General features: G+C 39.7%; 18 protein-coding genes. 5 read left to right on the top strand and 13 right to left on the bottom strand.

The window, feature by feature from the left end; genetic code table 11:
- The first annotated feature begins 386 nt into the window (after positions 1-386).
- A complete protein-coding gene (locus DFQ00_RS10225) occupies positions 387-980 on the top strand; it encodes a DedA family protein (protein ID WP_110896376.1) in 594 nt (197 codons plus the stop codon).
- A gap of 147 nt (positions 981-1,127) precedes the next feature.
- On the opposite strand, the gene DFQ00_RS10220 is transcribed toward DFQ00_RS10225, so the two are convergent.
- The 9 genes from DFQ00_RS10220 to DFQ00_RS10180 form a co-directional block, all read right to left on the bottom strand.
- Positions 1,128-1,409 (bottom strand): hypothetical protein, encoded by a 282-nt coding sequence (locus DFQ00_RS10220; protein ID WP_110896375.1) that lies wholly within the window; start codon positions 1,407-1,409, stop codon positions 1,128-1,130.
- A gap of 12 nt (positions 1,410-1,421) precedes the next feature.
- Complete coding sequence (locus DFQ00_RS10215; protein WP_110896374.1) at positions 1,422-1,910, bottom strand: hypothetical protein; 489 nt, start codon at positions 1,908-1,910, stop codon at positions 1,422-1,424.
- A gap of 655 nt (positions 1,911-2,565) precedes the next feature.
- Positions 2,566-3,765 (bottom strand): MFS transporter, encoded by a 1,200-nt coding sequence (locus tag DFQ00_RS10210; protein ID WP_110896556.1) that lies wholly within the window; start codon positions 3,763-3,765, stop codon positions 2,566-2,568.
- A 263-nt stretch (positions 3,766-4,028) separates the two neighbouring features.
- On the bottom strand, positions 4,029-5,066 hold the full coding sequence (locus DFQ00_RS10205) for an ROK family protein (protein ID WP_110896373.1): 1,038 nt from the start codon (positions 5,064-5,066) through the stop codon (positions 4,029-4,031).
- A gap of 558 nt (positions 5,067-5,624) precedes the next feature.
- A complete protein-coding gene (locus tag DFQ00_RS10200; protein ID WP_110896372.1) occupies positions 5,625-5,894 on the bottom strand; it encodes a hypothetical protein in 270 nt (89 codons plus the stop codon).
- A gap of 78 nt (positions 5,895-5,972) precedes the next feature.
- Entirely contained in the window at positions 5,973-7,292 is a 1,320-nt protein-coding gene (locus DFQ00_RS10195) for a hypothetical protein (RefSeq protein WP_110896371.1), read from the bottom strand.
- Between the two features lie 10 nt (positions 7,293-7,302).
- A complete protein-coding gene (locus DFQ00_RS10190) occupies positions 7,303-8,913 on the bottom strand; it encodes an Hsp70 family protein (protein WP_110896370.1) in 1,611 nt (536 codons plus the stop codon).
- Entirely contained in the window at positions 8,914-10,029 is a 1,116-nt protein-coding gene (locus tag DFQ00_RS10185) for a hypothetical protein (RefSeq protein WP_110896369.1), read from the bottom strand.
- A gap of 15 nt (positions 10,030-10,044) precedes the next feature.
- Positions 10,045-10,749 (bottom strand): hypothetical protein, encoded by a 705-nt coding sequence (locus DFQ00_RS10180; protein WP_110896368.1) that lies wholly within the window; start codon positions 10,747-10,749, stop codon positions 10,045-10,047.
- A gap of 313 nt (positions 10,750-11,062) precedes the next feature.
- On the opposite strand from DFQ00_RS10180, the gene DFQ00_RS10175 reads away from it, so the two are divergent.
- From DFQ00_RS10175 to DFQ00_RS10160, 4 genes are all read left to right on the top strand, one after another.
- Positions 11,063-11,674: a TetR/AcrR family transcriptional regulator gene (locus DFQ00_RS10175; RefSeq protein ID WP_110896367.1), complete on the top strand. Its 612-nt coding sequence runs from the start codon at positions 11,063-11,065 to the stop codon at positions 11,672-11,674.
- 278 nt (positions 11,675-11,952) lie between these two features.
- Complete coding sequence (locus tag DFQ00_RS10170; RefSeq protein WP_110896366.1) at positions 11,953-13,275, top strand: amidohydrolase family protein; 1,323 nt, start codon at positions 11,953-11,955, stop codon at positions 13,273-13,275.
- Positions 13,276-13,602: 327 nt separating this feature from the next.
- Entirely contained in the window at positions 13,603-14,241 is a 639-nt protein-coding gene (locus DFQ00_RS10165) for a hypothetical protein (RefSeq protein WP_110896365.1), read from the top strand.
- A gap of 49 nt (positions 14,242-14,290) precedes the next feature.
- Positions 14,291-15,085 carry a hypothetical protein gene (locus DFQ00_RS10160; RefSeq protein WP_110896364.1) on the top strand — a complete coding sequence of 265 codons (795 nt, stop codon included), beginning with the start codon at positions 14,291-14,293 and terminating at the stop codon, positions 15,083-15,085.
- 148 nt (positions 15,086-15,233) lie between these two features.
- Here the strand turns inward: DFQ00_RS10160 and DFQ00_RS10155 are convergent, their stop codons facing one another.
- The 4 genes from DFQ00_RS10155 to pstB all read right to left on the bottom strand — a co-directional run bounded on the left by DFQ00_RS10155 (position 15,234) and on the right by pstB (position 18,749).
- Positions 15,234-15,827 (bottom strand): YdeI/OmpD-associated family protein, encoded by a 594-nt coding sequence (locus DFQ00_RS10155; RefSeq protein WP_110896363.1) that lies wholly within the window; start codon positions 15,825-15,827, stop codon positions 15,234-15,236.
- 457 nt (positions 15,828-16,284) lie between these two features.
- Positions 16,285-16,827, bottom strand: a complete 543-nt coding sequence (locus DFQ00_RS10150) for a DinB family protein (protein ID WP_110896362.1) — start codon at positions 16,825-16,827, stop codon at positions 16,285-16,287.
- A 66-nt stretch (positions 16,828-16,893) separates the two neighbouring features.
- Positions 16,894-17,841 (bottom strand): helix-turn-helix transcriptional regulator, encoded by a 948-nt coding sequence (locus DFQ00_RS10145; protein ID WP_110896361.1) that lies wholly within the window; start codon positions 17,839-17,841, stop codon positions 16,894-16,896.
- A gap of 152 nt (positions 17,842-17,993) precedes the next feature.
- Positions 17,994-18,749 carry a phosphate ABC transporter ATP-binding protein PstB gene (gene pstB / locus DFQ00_RS10140; protein WP_110896360.1) on the bottom strand — a complete coding sequence of 252 codons (756 nt, stop codon included), beginning with the start codon at positions 18,747-18,749 and terminating at the stop codon, positions 17,994-17,996.
- Between the last annotated feature and the right edge of the window lie 34 nt (positions 18,750-18,783).

The raw sequence follows: 18,783 nt of genomic DNA, 5'->3' as shown, positions 1-18,783 counted from the left end.
GCTCTGCTCTCCTTCTCTATATGTATAGGATGGTTTTCGGTGAAAAAACTGACCTTCATCTGATCGCTGCAGAACGAATCCAGGCCCACTGTGGCAAATCTAGCGATAGTTCTATCATACTATAATTTGGAAGCATTTTCAGAGTGTTCTATCTCAGCAGATTCATATTGGCTCAAGAACGATTTTCACATAAAAGAAACCTCATACCCTGTTCGTCCGTATCTATGTTGGGACTATGCATACCTTATGTATAGGCTAACATATCAGGGATATATAAGGAAAAATAAGCTATACCTGTGAGTTTTGACAAGCGTCATTTGCCCTTGTTACTCTGAGAGAGCTGTGTTTATTTATATCAAAAATAGATAGATTGGTGGAGAGAACGCATGACGGAGTGGATCACACAGTTTATACTTTTTTTCAAGGATTTATCATATGCAGGTCTTGTTATTGCCCTATCATTTGAATTTGTCCCCGCTGAGCTAGTGTTGCCCATGGCAGGGTATTGGGTATACCTTGGGGATATGAAGCTGTGGCTCGCTATTCTGGCGGGTACGGTTGGAGGAACGTTCGGCCCGTTGACGCTGTATGCACTCGGACGTTACGGCGGCAGACCCATGGTCGAGAAGTACGGTAAATATTTTCTGATCCTTCCCCACCATGTGGAAGCTTCTGATCAATTTTTTGAGAAATACGGCAGCGGGGTAGCCTTCTATGGACGGTTCGTGCCCGGCATTCGCACCGTTATCTCCATCCCTTGTGGTATGGCGAAGATGAACGTGTTCAAATTCAGTATTTATACGTTTCTGGCTATGCTGCCCATCACCTCCCTATATGTCTACCTCGGATATAAATTAGGGCCCCAGTGGGAGGAAGTCGGTGAAGTCGTTAAACCCTACGTCATGCCGGCAGGCGTGATCTTCCTGCTTGGATTTGGCATGTACATGCTGCTGAAACGTTGGAAAAGAAGAACCGCTTAGACAAGTGAGAGGCTTGTTGAAGTAAGGGGAGTGCATGGGTAAGTGGGGTGGATTTGGTACTCAGTTACTTATGGAGATAGATAAATTCAAAGCCCCAGCGATTGTAAGAATCGTTGGGGCTCTTTGTTTTGGAAAAAGAAGAATCCGCTATAAGCGGACTCCTTTTTTAGCCATCAAGGACTTAAAGTCTTGATTGACTTTAGTGATATGCTTTTCGTAATCAGTTGTACCTAAGTCTCGGATGTATCCCTCACGAATTTTCTTCATTTCAAGTTCTAGAGCTCGCTCAGAACTAGGTAGGGGGGGGATCATCATAACACTGTCTGAAATCTTCTTTGTTCCGCGAAAGCCTGATGAAGTTCGTGAAGCATAAAATCGCTTCTTTTTTGGAGAGAGACTTCTGAAAGTTTTTTTAAGTTGTCTTTCCATTAAATCATCTCCTTACTCATAGTATAGCTTAATTAAATGTAGTGCAGCAACACTATCCAAATACATTATTCCCCGACCGCCAAGTTTAGCATTGAACCTTTTAGCATAGTACGAATACAATTTAGACTTAGGAATAAAAGAAACAAAACCATCTTTATTATGAAAAAAACTCTGCAAACACACTTCGCCAAGAAGTATGTCAGCAACATTTAAAAATTCTCGCTGGGGATGGTTATAACGATTAAAAGGAGCGCTCTCCAAAAGATCAATAAAGAGATGATCGTCTTTAATCTGATAAGCAACCGCTCCTTGAATAATGTTATTACCAACTATGAGAAGCTTATACGGTGTAGCTGTATATTGCGGACCTATGTATAGCGACCAATCGAATGCTTGCTCCCATCCTTGATTCTTAAGCGCTTTTGCTTCATTTAATTTCATAACCTCAATCTTAGCCGGATAAAGCTCACCACTCTTGTGCTTAAGCTTCCACTGTGGCATTCAACCACCCCCTTGTTTTTACTCAATTAAATATATTATATCTAATTCTGGAATAATACTACATTATATTTTGTCAATTGATATGAAGAGCAGGAAAGATATAAGTATAATATATGGTTTGAAAACACTTGTTTAAATTGAAATATTCGTATAAACTAAAGAGGAATTAGTGGCCACTTATTCCAAATTTTAAGGTAAGTATTCTTATCTATTGCAGTAACAAGGAGAAGTTCCCTATTGGAATTCTTTTAATGATTCCTGAAGGGACAATAGAAAAATGCAGTCGTTATGGACTATAAAAAGATTAAAAATGAAATACTTAAAAAATGATGGTAATTTATAAAAGAAATGAAAGCCTACACAAATGTAGGAAATGAAAATTGTGTTCTGCTTGGTTTGAGAGTGCGTGCCTTCTTTTGGAGGTCGCGTCGCGTATGCGGAAACGTAGTGAGAGAAGACAGCACAAGCAAGGTAGACTACAGCAGTATGTATTAGGAGTTCTTATTGGCGTCACTGTCGAGGTTATCCTTTTGCTTATCCAGAAATTGCTCCAGTAGTCAAAAGGAGAGGGGATTTATTCCCTCTCTTTCTTGCTTTTCGCACAAAATTTTATAAAAGTGTAAACTTACAACAACTATAATTTTACTATTTTTAACTAAATCAATTCTCGCCTTCTTTTCAAATACACATATAACACCACTCCAGATGCCGCACAAATGACCGCACACAAGCCAATAAATCCATACCCCGCCTGAAGTCCGCGCAGCAAGCCAAGCTGCGTGGTTGCACCGTACATATTCTTTACACCTTCAATGACCCAGCCAATCACATAGTTACCAATGACACTGCCGACTCCCATGAGCGTAACCGTGAACGTAATTGCCGTATCACTGCCGTTCGGATATCTGCGGGCGATAAAGGCCATCACTGTTGGATAGATCATCGCAATACCTGCGCCCGATATCGCAAAGAAGATCGCCAGACTCTCCCCACCTGCAAGTGCCACAAACGTACATACTGCCGAGAAAGCCGAGAACAAAATCAACGAGAGTACAAATCCGATTCGATCCGTCAACGGCCCAAGCAACAAACGCCCCAGCGAGAACGTAAGGAAGAATGCCGACAATAACCCCGAAGCTTTAACCGTATCCCATGTGTAGGCTTTCTCCAGGAAGTTAACAAGCCAGCCTCCAACCGCCAGTTCAGATACCACGCCAAAAGAAAGAATAAGCACCATCAGCCACAGGGCCGGATCACGTGTTAACGTCTTGAGTGAGGTTCGATCCTCATGTGCAAGATCATCCCCCGGAAATTTACTGCGTAGCGCTGCAATGATCGGCAACAGGCAGAAAGATAACATGACCAGATACATGCCGCGCCAGTCCAGTAGATGCCCGAACACCGTAAGTGACATGACCCCTGTCGCCAGCAACGGCGCCACGGTTGAACTTAGCCCATAGAAGAAATGGGACAGGTTCATCATCGTGCCTGTATTTTTCACAAAAATCCGCGCCCCGAGAATCGCCAGCGCAATCTCCAGCATCCCGTTACCGATGTACATGAAGAAGTACGATGACGCAAAGAGCGGATACGTATGCGATACATAGATGAACACACCCGACAGAATCATCGAAGCAAACGAAATGATGCTGACCGCCTTGATGCCCCATTTGCGAACCAGTATAGCCGTGAACGAGCAGGCGATCAGATATCCCAGTGCGTTCAAGGACAACAACGTCCCGAGCTGCTTCTCATCCAGATTGAAGTCGAATTGAATGCGTGGAATGGCCGGGCCTTTAATATTTTCCGAGATGCCAAACACGATAAATCCAAGAAAGATTGTCGCCAGCTGCATGGCGTACAGCTTGTTAAACTTTCGTTTGTTGCCTTGTGTACCTGCTTGCTGATTCAAAGTTAGTTCCTCCATTGTGTCCAGAAAAATGATTAAACGTTGTACCTCCGATTGCAGTGCCATCTTCCGCCCGCTGTTATCCCTGTATTTTTTGATTTTCTTTCTAACGGTGAAAATACAGTGATAAAGGCGTTCTCCAGATTGGCTCTGCCCTCTCCGCTCTCGTGTATAAATTTTGCTTCACTTCACTTCATAATAAGTAGTTCCTACCACTGCTTCTCGACTACCTGTATACGGTAGGTCAGACTCTCGAGTGTTACGGCTATCAGCCCGGTAACATACTCGCGCCGGGTGTCGCGGCGAATCGTGAGTTCAGGCATATGCTCTTGTGGAATGTGGTGATTCAGACAGCCTTGGATCAGGCCATCCCGCATGGAGGGGTCCATCGTGTCGCCCGTCACCACAATGGCTGCCGGGTTGATGATAGCAATGATGGAGACCAGTGTCTGTACGACGAGTTCTTGCAATCCGTCTGTCGTTTGTAGCATGCGCAGCTGCTCTTCCCGTGTCACGCCAAAGGGTAAAAAGGACACCTCGCCCCCAAATTGCGTATTCCCGGTAAGCGGCCGACCATCGATAATAAAACCTGCCCCCGGAAAATGGTTTTCAGGGAATGTCACCACCGCAAAGTTCTTCTCTTCCTCAAATTGCTGTTCATTGTACAGTCCGTAGACCGTCAGATTCATATCGTTGCCAATGACGACTTCGATGTCTTCGTATTGCTCTTTGAGTCTTACCCCTAGCGGCTGATCAGCCAACTCTGGTACGTCACAGATACCGATCACACCATTGTGCGCCACCCCTGGTATCCCGATTCCAATGGACTGCACATTGTGATGCTGCTCGATCAGTTCAGCAATGAGTTTCTCCACCACCGTGACATTAATCTCTTCCAAAACAAGCGTCTGTTCGTCCGCCATTTCTCCGTTCAGGTTGGCATATGTATGTGTGATCGAGTGAATGCCGCCTTCGGTACGAATAATCAGACACAGCACACTCGCGTAGTCCGCATTAAACTGATACCGGCTCGCCGGTCTGCCCCCGCTCGACTCATCCGGGCCAAGATCAATGATCTCCCCTGTCTGGAGTAATTCATTTAGTATCGTTCCGCATGTTGCCACGCTAAGTTTGGTCAGGTTTGCGATGGAAGCCTTCGTGCCTACGCCCATTGACCGTAGTGTATTTTTTACAATTTCAACGTTAATGCGTTTGACCTGTTGGGTGTTGTGGGATGTGGGTAACATCGCTTGGTGTGTGCCTCCTTTCGTTTGTATGTGTAAGGGCGATCGCGTATTCGAGAAAGTATTGGAGGATAGTTTTTAAAAGTGTTTTAATAATTGAAGTTTAGGGGGATTGGTGTGGAAAGTCAATGCTTATTTGGAACAAGATTGAGCTAACAAAGAAAGAAGAAATAGCTTGTACGTTTCATTATATTTCACATAATTGTTACTAAATGATAAAATTTAGCTTAAGTGTCAAAGAGGTGGATTTATATGAGTTGGTTCTATTGGCCGGAATTTATCATTTTAACTATATGCCTTATCGTAGTCTTATTAGGAATCTACTATGTATTTCGTAAGGTGTCGGGGCTCTCAAAAAGAATTTCTAACTTGGAAAATAAAATGAATACAATAAAGAAAAATGATTAGTTAATAATCAATTTTGCGATGGAATTCTTCATACCTAGGTCCATTGAGATGCTTATATGGGGGAATGATTTGGGAGCGCATAAAGATTAAAAGGACAGTCAAGATCATTCCTAGAATGATCCTGTACTGTCCTTTCGTTCATTCATAAGGGGGTTATGTAGACTGGCTCATGTGATGGGCCAAGATGCTTTTCTCCAGCCTGACTTCAAATAACTTGCGGTTCAAATCCTGTTCCATTGTGTGGAGGTGATATGCCGCCTGTTTCACCGTGTCCATATGCAGCACCCCTGCCCGCTTCGCGATAATGTCCATGGCATCCAGGATGAGTTTGTTACACGTGACCAGTTGATCGACGTAATCGTCTTCTTGCTTTACGAGTTGTGCGTACTGCGAAGCTAGTTCTCCGCTGTGGGTACTTGTCATGTCACCACTCCTTTTAAGGAGAGGTTAACATAAGAAAAAGATAAATGTGGTACGGATAAGCGTAATATTATTGATCAATCATTGTGCAATTAATTTATTATTAAACATGTTATTATTCAACCCAAGTTCAAGTGCTCCTAACACATCAGTCGGAATACTTAAGAACTTTGCATTAACTGACGGCCTGCCGACTGAATTTGAATCGCCTTCGTTTACATCTGACATTTGAATTGATGAAATTTTCACCTCTCCAAACAGTTTCATGCTCTCTCTTAATAGATCAATTTGTATCTGGAATTCTTCTGAGGTCATTACTTCTTTTCCAAAATTAATAGACGAAATGAAGAGGAAGGATTCTTTTATCAAACTCTCAACATCATACTTAGTTAATTTTAAATCCAAACTGTTAATTTTATCCAAAATAATATATTCAGAAGTTTTAATAATACGCTGTTCATTAATTAATATTTCGATATTTTTTTCTAGTTTCGAATGCAGATCTACTAATTTAATAAATCTTGTTAATGATAACAAAGAATTATGGGCAACTTCACATCTCACATCATAAGCAGCTTTCCAATCAAGCAAAAAATTATCAATCCTTATCTCCTGTACAAAGAATTTTTCCCAATTACCCAAGAATCTCTCTTTTAAAAGTAATATCTTGTCGGTAAATGTATCTTTTTCTCTATGTTCAACTATCACATCAAGAGCATCTAGAATAGCTTTGCTATCTTTTTGACCAAACTGACCATTTAATAAAATAATCAAATCATCAAAATCAATATTGTATAGTTCCATATTTAATAGCTTTGAGAAACCCTCTTTTTTTCTTTCAGCGGCTTTTGACTTCAAAGTTTGAGTTGTATTATTCTCCCACCATCTTGAACCAAACTTTTTTGAGAAAAACCTTATAAGATACTCTCTCATTGTATTTTCCATATTCCTGATAATTGGATACGCTGCAACACTTATTTCATCTGATATTTCATCTACAATTAAATAACTTTTTAAACAGTTATCTTTTATTTTAAGTAAAAATTCAGTTCTATATATCTCTAATAACTCAAACTCTCCTTCAACGTATACCTCCCATACACTTTCTTTTTTTATCAATTTCGAACCTACTTTAATTAATAAACTCCCCATTTCATTACTAATAACAAACTCATTTTTAGAATCATTTGAGGGAGGATGAATAGCACTTATTTCAGAGAGTGCTTCTTGACTTCTTGTGAAAATTTTATCAAGCATTGTAGGGGTTGTAGCTTCATCTACAATAAATAAGTATGTTATAGTAAATTTCTTCTCAGTAGCATTCTTAAAATATTTTTCTATACACTTTTCTCTATCCGACATTTTGTTTTGTATTGATATCTCGATCACTTTTTCAGTCACAATTTCTACCTCACGCTAAAATTTTTTGTTTACTAATATCAATATTTTCATCACTCATTTTTATTTTGTTATGATAGGTTGCTTCCACCTTATCTTCTATACACTTTTCAGTTAATGAAACTGACAAAATTAAATCATCATCCAACTGAAATGAAACTCCTATTTGATCACCAGTAAACATAAAAGGATGGGAATAATTAATTGTCTCCAATAATATATAAATTTCATTTCCATTTTCATCATAATATTGTTGAACAATCTCAATTGGTGCTTTTGTATCCAAAGCAAAAGGAATTTCATATTCAAAATTAGAGGTTTTATCCCTATCTCCTTTGTTTAGAACGGGTATAAAATTTTTATTACTTTTAATTCCATAGTTATGAGGAACTACCGTGTTGTAATCTGATAATATTGTGGATTCACCATCTATAATTGAAGCATATATGGCTGCTCCATTAGCAACCGCAGTATATGTATCAATATCTTCAATTGGGTCAATTCCAAAAATATCTTTACATAGTGTCCTAACGGCAGGTATAACTGTCGAACCACCAACAAGTAGTACACCAAATAGTTTATTCCAATCATCAAATTGATTGTCAGTCTTTTCACTAGCATCTTTCAGAACATTATCTATGTTACTTTTTATTATTTCGAAATAGGGTTCCAAAATCATTTGAAACTCTTCTTTATCAATCTCAATTCTATGATATTTACCTTTGTGAGAGTAAAAACTAAATACTCTTCTATTATTTTTACTTAAATCTTTTTTACAAACTTCACTCTCACTTATAATTCTTGCTAGAACGTCTTGCACTTCAATTTCAACATTATTTGATAGATCAGGATAGTTCTTTGCGTGCTCCAGTAACTCTTCCAGAGCCTCCACATCAGTTGGGTATATTTTTATAGCTTTTTTTAGACTATAGATCATTAAATCTTTATCAAAATTATATCCACCTAAGTATTTGTTCCCTGAAGAAGATATAACACTTGTTTGTGGTTTGTTTTGAGCGTCTAAATGTATTGAGGATAATGAGACGTCGAAAGTCCCACCTCCTAAATCAAAAACCAAAAGATACTGAGGTGTACTTGAAAAAGACTCATCTAATTTATTTAATTCATAATTTTTATATATATAGTTAAGAATTGCAGCATTCGGTTCAGGTATTAAATGTACGTTCTCGAATCCTGCTATTTTACCAGCATCTTTAGTAGCTTGCTTAGCAGCAGTATCAAAATCTGCTGGAACTGTAATTACTACACTATTAATTTCATCCTTCAAATTAGTTTTTGAAGCATACTCTTTTAGCTCTTTTAAAATAAACGCAGATATCTCTTGGGGAGTATAAGATTTATCTAACACGTCATACTCCTTATTTAATCCCATCTTTCTTTTAACCCATCGTACAGTATTTCTAGGATCTGAATTAAAAGCATTAAGAGCACTCTCACCTACAATTGGCGGTTCCCCTTTTTTTTCAAAATATACAACTGAAGGAGACGTATGTTTTGAATCTTGATTATTAATAGGTCTTACTTCAAAAATACCCTTAGTTGGAATTTCATATCCGAAAGAAATAACAGAATTTGTTGTTCCTAAATCTATACCATAGTACATCTACTCACCAACCTTTTTATCGATAATATTTAATTCCTCTAAATTAGATTTAATGTCGAGTAAAGATTGGATTTTTGTTGCGAAATTATCACTTAACTCTGTTAACTCTGAAGAAATATCTTTGTCGTCTAAAATTATATTTATTTCATTATTATCTTTATTGCACTTTAATAAAACTTTTGTAACAAGTTCAGTTATTAGCAACCTTGCATTTACACCATCATTTAAATCAACTTGTCTTTGTATAGCAACTTTAGATAAATTTAGTTTTGACTTTAATTTATTTAAAGCAATTTGTTCAGCATGATCCTTCTCTTCAGCGAGAAGATTCTTATCATTGTGCAAATTATTTATTGTTTTATAGCTTTTATCTAACTCTAATTCTAGGATTCTCAATTTCTCTTCTATATTTTCATTATTCTTCTTTTCTGATAGCAGTTGGTTCAATTGCTGTGATATATGATTCATTTTGTACTTTATTTCATAATCAAGGTTCTGAACCATTTTTAGATTAACATCTACACTATCCTGTAATCTCTGATACTGCTCTTTACTAGAAGAGGATACCTCTTTAGGAATCTTAATAATCGCATTAATATATTCATCTTGCTTTTCATAATTAGTATTCTTAGAAATAAGAGTACTTATGTTTTTTTGTTGATCGTGGACAATTGACTTACCCATAGAGTTCGACATATTATTCTTCTCAAATGTCTTTAAATACGGAGTGAAGAAAACTATACTCTCAACATCTTCCATATAAATTACAAGGACACCGCCATTTTTATTTAATGAATCTACATCTTTGTTAGATAAATCTGTGGAAATACGCCCTATTTGTTTTGCTCCCAAATAAATATGTGACAATTTAGTACTAACATTCTTTTTGCTTAATTTAGCGTTAGGAGCAACCTTGAGTATTCTTATATCATTTGGAACGTCTATCTTAAAAGAAGTCCCTTTTTGATCGTATAATTGTTGGAGTTGTTTAATCTCTAAAAGTGATGGAATATCTGTTTTTTGACTTTCTTCAGTTGTCCATAGCATTTTATATTCATTAGTATCAAAAAGTAACAACCTATCTTTAACTTCGTCTATATATACTGTTTTTAGCATGTTAAATTACTCCTTCTAATCAATCTTTAATGAAAAGACTCCAGAAATCACTGCAATTTGCCCATAATAATCATTAGGATAGAATTCAATTAATAAATATGTATTATTAAGAATCATATAATCTATCCATTTATAAATGCTCTCCCGAAACTGTTGTTGTCTTGTTAATAATATATCCCTCCAGTATGCTTTAAATCTCATATCTTTTACAGCAACTCCAGGGGCAACTTTATACTTCCATTTACTTCCTATGATATCACTGAAATCTAACCTACATTCCCAGTAGAAAGTTAATTCTCGATCATATCCCAACTCATTTTCTTTTCTGGGAGAGAAAGTTAAATTAGATATTCTTGGATTTTTGAGAATACCCACCCATGATGTACTTTCTGAAAGCTCAGTAATTGTATCAGAAGATAACTCATTTAAAACTTTTATTCTCTCTAACACAGATTTAATTGGCGGGGCTATCATCTTAGGTAAGTAATTTTCTACTTCCACTTCATAAATATCACTTCTTAAATTTAATACTCTTCTTATTTCAACCTCAGTTACAGCAAAAATATCCCAAGCATACTCTTCTTCTATTCTCAGTAATTCTTTAGGTAACGTAGGTATAATAACCCAGCTACTATTATCTATGTTCCTGGCAATCACAGCATAACCCTTTGTAGGGTCACTGGTTGTTTCAGCTAAAGAAAGCACTAACAGTCTGGCCATTTTATGTTCCTCCAAATACCTTTCAATTGAATAATCATAGAACTCAAAGCTTACTAACTTCAATAAAGACTAAAGAACTATATTTTCAAAATTACTACTTTCGACAACAATGAATAATTTTCCTTCTTTGCTGTATTATCAATAAAAATTTTTCAATACAATTAAAATTCATTACTGCCTTGTACACGATATCAAGAAATCCTCTAGTACTATTCTTTATACTATAGAATATAATAATACACATTTGACACCCCCTCCAAAAAGGTCTATCCTAATAACGAATCATCCATTCACTATTAAGGAGTCGTTCCCGATGGTGCAGGCCAAGAAAGACGAAGTCAGGAAAGAGATTGAATACGCGGCGCTTAAGGTCTTTTTTGAGAAGGGCTATGCGGATGCCAAGATGAACGATATTGCGAATGAAATCAATATTTCAGTCGGTAACATCTATACCTATTTCAAGAACAAGAAGGAGCTTTTCTACGCCGTTGTTCCGCCGGATTTGGTGGATTATCTGAAAAAGGTACTGGTGGAGACGATTCATTTTGATAACCAGAACGCGTTTGAGGAAACGAACAGTGAGCAACGATCCGTCCTGTTGCAAGAACAAATAGATGTGCTGCGGAAGTATCGGAATCAGATCATCATTATTTTTGAAAAGAACAAAGGCACCATCTACACCAACGCCAAGAACGAGCTGGTTGAGCTTATGATTGAAACGAAGAAGGCCTATCTCAAAAATCAATACAAACACTATGAGATCGGCACCGAGGAGAACCTGATCCTGCTGAACATTTTGGCACATAACGTCATTGACATGAATCTGGATTTATTGAAACGAGACATGAGCGAGGACAGCCGCAAGCAAATCTTTGACGCGTTGTATATATACCGACTGTACGGCATGAAGAGCTTGAACGAATAAGGAATAGTGCTGGATCACTACAAAGCAAAAAACCACCTTTACCATAGATCACCACGCGTCGCACGGCGTGCAGATCAGTTCCACTCACATGATTTGCACGCAAAAAATAAGCATAGGCAAGTCGATCTATTTTTTTAACCCAAAAATGAATTATTAATTCACTTTTAGACCACAAGAATACTTTGCACAGAGAAACCAAATAGCACAGAACCGTATCACTCAACTGATTCAACATGTAACATCATGTAACACCACCCACACCCAAGGAGGAACACACCATGAACACTGCTTACGCTCTGAAAAACGTCCATCTGATCCACGGCGACACCAGTCGCAATTTGCAGCCAAACATGACGATTCTCATCAACGAACAAGGACTTATCGAGAATATCGCGCCAGATCAGGAACTGCATATCCCCAGTCACTACACAACAATTGATCTCACCGGAAAATATGTGATGCCAGGGCTGATTAACGCACATGTGCATCTGTTTGCAGACGGCAAACCGCTCACCCTCTCCGTCAGTGAAGGTGTGCTGGATTTTGCTTATCATCGGATTTTGGATACCCGATTTGGGCGACATATTTTGAAGAAACGTATGAAACGCAACGCACTTACCGCGCTCCATGCAGGTGTTACAACCATGCGCAGTGTCGGGGAATTCTTTTATACCGATGTGCAGCTGCGAGATGAGATTAACCGCGGGGAGTGGGTCGGTCCGAATCTGCTTGTTTCGGGGTTTTTCCTGAGTGTGACAGGTGGACATGGTGCCCCTTACTTGGCGCTGGTGGGTGACTCACCTTGGGAGATGCGCAAAAATACACGGATTAATGTGAAGAACGGTGTGGACTGGATCAAAATCTGTGTAACGGGCGGTGTGACGGATGCCAAAATGGTTGGCGAAGCTGGACGCTTGCAGATGACAGTGGACGAGGTCGCGGCGGTCTGTGATGAAGCGCATAAGATGGGGATGAAGGTTGCGGCTCATGTCGAGAGCACGGAAGGTGTGCGCGTTGCTCTGCAAGGGGGCGTGGATACGATTGAGCATGGGGCTGTGATGGATGACGAGATTATTCGTTTGTATAAAAATAACCCCAAGACCCTTCATGGTTACACCGCATTGATTCCTACGCTGCAAGCCGCTTATCCATCCGCTTCGCTCGATCCAAGTGTGACCAAGTTAAGTGCCACAGTCAAAGAAAATTCCAGACTCGTCTACGACTCCATGCTGAAAGGGGTGAAACAGGCCATCGACAACGGCATCACTATTGGAATCGGAAACGATGCGGCCATGTCCTACGTAACCCACTATGATATGTGGAGAGAGATGGATCATTATATGAGACAGACGAATCTAACCAATAAAGATGTCATCAGCATGGTGACTCGCACGAATGCCAAAATTCTCGGGATCGACGACTTGACGGGTACGCTGGATATCGGCAAACAGGCCGACTTGATTGTACTGGATCACAATCCGCTAGAGCAGATTGAAGCTTTATCCAACATGTCGATGGTTATGGTCAAAGGCAATCTGATCCAGAATCCATCCGTCACACGCATCAAAGAGGTAGATGAGGTTCTTAATGCTGTGTGGTGAGATAGAGTTATGACAAAGTCAGAGTAAAATGTCGAAGTTTACCTTTTAACCCTCCTCCTAATATTATTTATAGATATATTAATGACTAAAACAAATGCTTATCATTGTCTGTGTACAGTGATGAGCTTAGTCTCCACGATCAATCTTCAGTTAATTTTATGCGGAACAATATTAAAATTTAATTTAATTTTTAGAAACTCAATCTTAAAATTTAATTTAATTAATTTGAATTATATGTAAATACAGTACTTTAGAACCATATAAAATATTTATATAATTGTATATAATTACCTTTGTAACCAATACATATTTTAGGAGGTAATCATTTTGTTGTTGAAAAAGAGTTTAAAGGTTTTAAGCTTAGTTACAGTGCTATCTTTGTCTTTAGCTATTCCTGTTCTTGCATCCGATTCAGAAACTACTGTTAACAATCGGGCACCAATTGAAGAGTATAAAGATGGAAAACTTTTCATTGATGGAGTACAATTACTTACTGAGAAAGATCTGAAAGATAATTTCAGAAAAAATTTAAAGCCAGTTACTATTCCTAACTCAGGTGGCATTGGAACAATGGGAAGAAATTCTTGGACCAAAGTAGCTGAAGCTAACTTCTACACTAGCTACGACAGAGATCGCTACAACAATGTTGCAGCCGGCGCTGTTAAAAGAACGCTCTCAACAAAGTCCGAATTCACAATTTCAGTAAGTGGTGAGACAAGCTTTGGTTTTAAAGATGTCGTTGGATTTAAATTAGCAGGAGCAATTGGGCAAAAATTTGAAAAATCATTGGTCGAAACATATACAATTCCAGCCGGCTGGGTGTATGAACAAAAAAGTGCTATTAAAGTAACACAAGAGGATTATCGTTACACAGACGTCGGAATTATCTGGGATACACAATATAATGCATCAACATTCGACTATAGAGGTTTTGAAACCTGGCTCTGGTCCAACCCAATAAATTAAAACATATAATTAGGGCGGTTCAGCCGCCCTTCCTTAGATCGGAGGAATAATGCGAAAAATTTTAATTAGTTGTTCCATTTTAATTTTATTATCAGGCTGTGTCCAAGATCCTTCTCCTGCAACTCTGGAGACATCTACGAAAAAGTCTGAGGAATTACCTAACGAGTATAATGAAAAAATAGCACTACTTGAAAATACTGTTCCTAAAGAAGAAAGTTATTTTTTTCAGACTAAAGAGTTCAAAATATACTTGCCTTATGCTGTAGATTTTATTGACATTTCTAAGATAGAACTATTTTCTGACGGGAACCTTGTAGCTGAAATCCCTAATCAAGAGAGTATTCAACTTCAGGATAAACATATTCTTGTTTTACAAGCGAATAAACGTATTAATCATTTTGACTCGGTAACATTGACCGATGCACATGATAACCATATCGAAATCCCTGTAGGCGACTACTATTACGAAGGACAGTCTTCGGATGACACCATTCCAAATAATAAGGAAGCCTTCATTCGCAGTAAGCATTATAAACAAGCTAAGGGTTCTTTAATCTACACCATTGAGTTCACAAAAGTTGAAGGAGCAAACATTCAATTTTCAGTACCTGCATCCATTCAAAAAATTGCTTCAGTGGAAGAACAAAAAACAATATCAGAAACAGCAGACACCATAACTTACGAATTCCGCATTGACATTCCGAAAGAATATTTTATAGATCAGGACATTACAAATCTAAACCTCGAATTAAAAGCAGAACAAATCAATAACTCTCTGAGAAAAACGATATTTAAAGCATTTATTCCGATCAATGTCGATGAATACAGTATAAAGGCACCTTAATTGAACAGGTGCCTTTGTGCCTTAGATATTTGTTCTCCCCAAAAAACTTCAGGCTTATTTTGTATTTCCAGATCGTTTTCTGTGCCTTCCTTTATCTGTTGAAAATGACTTTTCAATACTCATGACCATACACATACTCAATTAAGCATCAGTCATTCAACCCTTTACCCTCCATGATAGGCTGCATACATTTTTCAATGCGGGATGTTTTGGTCTTGGATTGTTTTGGCTGTGAAAAGTGGTACAGGTACGCCCGCTGGCGGCCAGGGGTTAGTGCTTCAAATGCTTCCTGGAATGCAGGATTGGCATCAAATTGCTGTTGCAGTTCCTCAGGAACAGCGAATTGTTCTACTTCCTTTTTTTCCACTTTCAGACCCGCTTGTTCGACCTCGATTGCTTCACGAATATAAGCTTTCAGAATATCCTCTTGTTCGATAATCTGCTCCAGGTTGGTGAAACGAATCTGGCGACCTCCCTGCACATTATTCGTTTGCTGAATCAGGATACCATGTGGGTCTTTGAGCAGAGAGCCTTTGAGAAACATGATCGCACAATACTCCTTAAAGCCATGAATCAGCACAACGTTTTTCCCGTTCAACGTGTAGCAGGGATGCATCCATTTAAAATCTTCGGTCAGATCACAGTCCAGAATAATCTCTCTCAGCTTCACGGATTCATCCTTCCACGTTTTGATTTTGCTTAAATATGCATCTACTTTGGGATTGGCATTCTGCGTTGTCATAGGATTCTTCCTCTCAACCAATTTAGTTGTGTTTTATTCAATCAAGTCTAATTTATCTCATTTTGTGCTGACTACCTTTTATCTTATTTCACCTGTATTTATCGGTTTGTTTGTACGGTTTTTCAAGAGTATACAGCTCCACTTCAGAACCACTTATCCAACATGTATTAGCTTCTCGCCTTCAATATAAACCTAGATCGTTAACCTAGACGATTCATCCAGAAAAATAGAGAATAACAAGCGAATGTATTATTTTGTATGAAAAAAGAACCTATAAACGGTCTATAGGCCCTATATTGCGGTAGTTTGTTATTGAATTTTTAATAATATACCCGTCGTCCCACTAGTCATTCGTATATATATTTGTCTTTGTCTTTGTATTATGTCTTTAAGAAGACTTATACGTATAATGCGCATATGTCTCATCTATACATGAGTAGGTTGTAAGGTAAGTTAATCACTTTTCCAGATTCAATTTCAACCGATCCAATTGTAAAAAATGATGTCTGTAGTGCATGTCGATCAACACAAACCACTCCTTAGCGTCAAGCGCTCCAAACCTTGGATGAGATACTTTCCGGCTTGTGGACACGGGCACTTCTTCAAGAATTGACGCTACACGTCTCATGCGTTCTACCACCTGTTGCAGTCCCTCCACCAATTGCGCCTTGCTTTCAGGTGGCAGCGGCGTATATTGCGGGGAAGCGGGTACTTTCACACGAATTGGAGGAAACTGTCCTGCCTCAAACAACGTTTTGCCGAGCTCTGTTTTTTCCGCATCAGCATGTACCGTGTTCTCGTTGTTAGCAAGGCAATGCTCACTGTTAGGTAAATGCATGAACAGCGCCGATTGAATCAGGTGCATATACATTTGTCCAATCGACCATTCCTCATCATTTTCTTTGCGAAGCAAGTCCTCTATATTCAATGCATTCAGTTCTGCCACATATCTCTCGACTGACGACTCAAAAGACTGCAGCACTTCACTCGTATTTCTCATTGTTCAAACCTCTCCTCTTCATTCTGAATAGCTCCAGTATATCGAGGGGCTCCTGACAAGAGTATGTCAGTAGTGCTTCAACATATTTTTTGCAATCTCCCGAATACGGGCACGCAGAGACGCTGGCTCCAGCACCTCGATCTCTCCACCCATTCCAAGTAAATGATGCAGTATTTCTTCCGAATCGCGGACACGAAAATCAACATAAATATACTCTTCACGCTCTTGGACATCATCTATATAAAAGTAAAGCAACTCTTTAATCTTGTCAGCCACTTCAACTTTTGCACGTATAAGCACATGTTCGTCTCGATTATCCCGCGACTTATAACGGTTCAGATCAAAATCGGGGGGCAGGAGAAACGTATCCTCCAGCACAGAAAGCTCAGACATGCGGGACAAACGGAAATGACGAATGTCCTGCCGCAGATCACATCTGGCGACCAGCATCCAATGCTCCCGCACAAGACTAAGTCCATATGGCGAGACGACACGCTGCATTGAGCGTTTTCCATCCATTTCGGGCAGATTTTTCACATAAGTAAAGCTGATTTTATGCTGCTCCAGAATCGCATGACGTATGTCATGAAGATACGTTTTGACTCGGGATGCAGTGTCTGGCTCGGCAGGATGAAGCAAGCGCATCGTTTCTTGAACACGCGCTGACGCTTTACGCACATTCTCAGGTAAAATGGCTTCAATCTTGCGGTGCGCAGACCTGGCTTGCATTCCATAGGCGGTATCCCATCTCTGTTCAATAAATTGGGCCCCCATAAGCAGGGACACGGCTTCCTCTGTTGTAAAACTAACCGGGGGCAGAAAGTATCCCTCCATCAGAGAATACCCATGACCCGGAGCACCTGCAATGGGTACGCCAGCCTCGCTTAATGCTTGGATATCCCGATATATCGTGCGTACACTGGTTTCGAATTGAGAAGCCAGATCCTCCGCCCTTATCAGCCTGGTTCGTTGTAATTCAAGCGTGATTGCGAGCTGTCGCTCCGTTTTGTTCATGTATCATTCAGTCCCCCGCAGTTTCATCATCCTAGATTATTTATTCTATCATAATCATACTGGAGGTAGCCTCCCCTGGAAAATGTAAATCACAAAAGAGCCTTTCAGACCACATCTGAAAGGCTCTCCTCTACTGCATAAGTCGCACCATCTCAACCAAATCGGCCGCTGATATAATCCTGTGTACGCGGATCGGCGGGATCGGCGAACATGCTCTTGGTCGCGGAGTATTCCACAACTTCGCCGTTCAGGAAGAACACGGTCTGTTGGGAGACACGCGCTGCCTGCTGCATGTTGTGCGTAACCATTACGATGGTGTAGCGTTCCTTCAATTCATGCGTCAGCTCTTCGATCTTGAAGGTGGATACCGGGTCAAGAGAGGCTGTCGCTTCATCCATGAGCAGAATATCCGGTTCGACCGCCAAGGCACGAGCGATGCAAAGACGCTGCTGCTGTCCACCTGACAAGCTGAGTGCAGAGCGCTTCAGATGGTCCTTCACTTCATCCCAGAGAGCGGCGGAGCGCAGGCTGCGTTCCACGATCTCATCCAGCTTTTTTTTGCCATGAATTCCGTGCTGTCTTGGTCCAAATGCGATGTTGTCATAGATGGATTTCGGAAAAGGATTAGGCGACTGAAAAACCATGCCGATCTTCTTGCGCAGTGTCTCCACATGAACGTCACCACTGTAAATATCAGTCCCGCCAACAGCTACAGTTCCTTCGATGCGTGTTCCGGGTATACGGTCATTCATACGGTTCAGCGTGCGCAGCAAGGTTGATTTGCCGCAGCCGGATGGACCGATAAACGCTGTGATCGCTCGTTCCGGGATTTCTATAGACACTTCTTTCAGCGCCTGAAAGGTGCCGTAAAATAAATTCAATTTATTCGTTTCAATAATGGATTGCACTCGGTGTCCTCCTGGCAATGAATTAGAATGTACT

Source organism: Paenibacillus barcinonensis (assembly GCF_003217495.1).
In the GTDB taxonomy this organism is placed as follows: Bacteria; Bacillota; Bacilli; order Paenibacillales; family Paenibacillaceae; genus Paenibacillus; species Paenibacillus barcinonensis.
The sequence above is the reverse complement of the archived record's forward strand: the minus strand, read 5'-3'. Positions and strand labels throughout refer to the sequence as shown.

Coding starts and splice junctions, on each gene's coding strand:
- DFQ00_RS10225 (WP_110896376.1), top strand. CDS start 387: ATGACGGAGTGGATCACACAGTTTATACTTTTTTTCAAGGATTTATCA.
- DFQ00_RS10220 (WP_110896375.1), bottom strand. CDS start 1,409: ATGGAAAGACAACTTAAAAAAACTTTCAGAAGTCTCTCTCCAAAAAAG.
- DFQ00_RS10215 (WP_110896374.1), bottom strand. CDS start 1,910: ATGCCACAGTGGAAGCTTAAGCACAAGAGTGGTGAGCTTTATCCGGCT.
- DFQ00_RS10210 (WP_110896556.1), bottom strand. CDS start 3,765: ATGCAGCTGGCGACAATCTTTCTTGGATTTATCGTGTTTGGCATCTCG.
- DFQ00_RS10205 (WP_110896373.1), bottom strand. CDS start 5,066: ATGTTACCCACATCCCACAACACCCAACAGGTCAAACGCATTAACGTT.
- DFQ00_RS10200 (WP_110896372.1), bottom strand. CDS start 5,894: ATGACAAGTACCCACAGCGGAGAACTAGCTTCGCAGTACGCACAACTC.
- DFQ00_RS10190 (WP_110896370.1), bottom strand. CDS start 8,913: ATGTACTATGGTATAGATTTAGGAACAACAAATTCTGTTATTTCTTTC.
- DFQ00_RS10185 (WP_110896369.1), bottom strand. CDS start 10,029: ATGCTAAAAACAGTATATATAGACGAAGTTAAAGATAGGTTGTTACTT.
- DFQ00_RS10180 (WP_110896368.1), bottom strand. CDS start 10,749: ATGGCCAGACTGTTAGTGCTTTCTTTAGCTGAAACAACCAGTGACCCT.
- DFQ00_RS10175 (WP_110896367.1), top strand. CDS start 11,063: ATGGTGCAGGCCAAGAAAGACGAAGTCAGGAAAGAGATTGAATACGCG.
- DFQ00_RS10170 (WP_110896366.1), top strand. CDS start 11,953: ATGAACACTGCTTACGCTCTGAAAAACGTCCATCTGATCCACGGCGAC.
- DFQ00_RS10160 (WP_110896364.1), top strand. CDS start 14,291: ATGCGAAAAATTTTAATTAGTTGTTCCATTTTAATTTTATTATCAGGC.
- DFQ00_RS10155 (WP_110896363.1), bottom strand. CDS start 15,827: ATGACAACGCAGAATGCCAATCCCAAAGTAGATGCATATTTAAGCAAA.
- DFQ00_RS10150 (WP_110896362.1), bottom strand. CDS start 16,827: ATGAGAAATACGAGTGAAGTGCTGCAGTCTTTTGAGTCGTCAGTCGAG.
- DFQ00_RS10145 (WP_110896361.1), bottom strand. CDS start 17,841: ATGAACAAAACGGAGCGACAGCTCGCAATCACGCTTGAATTACAACGA.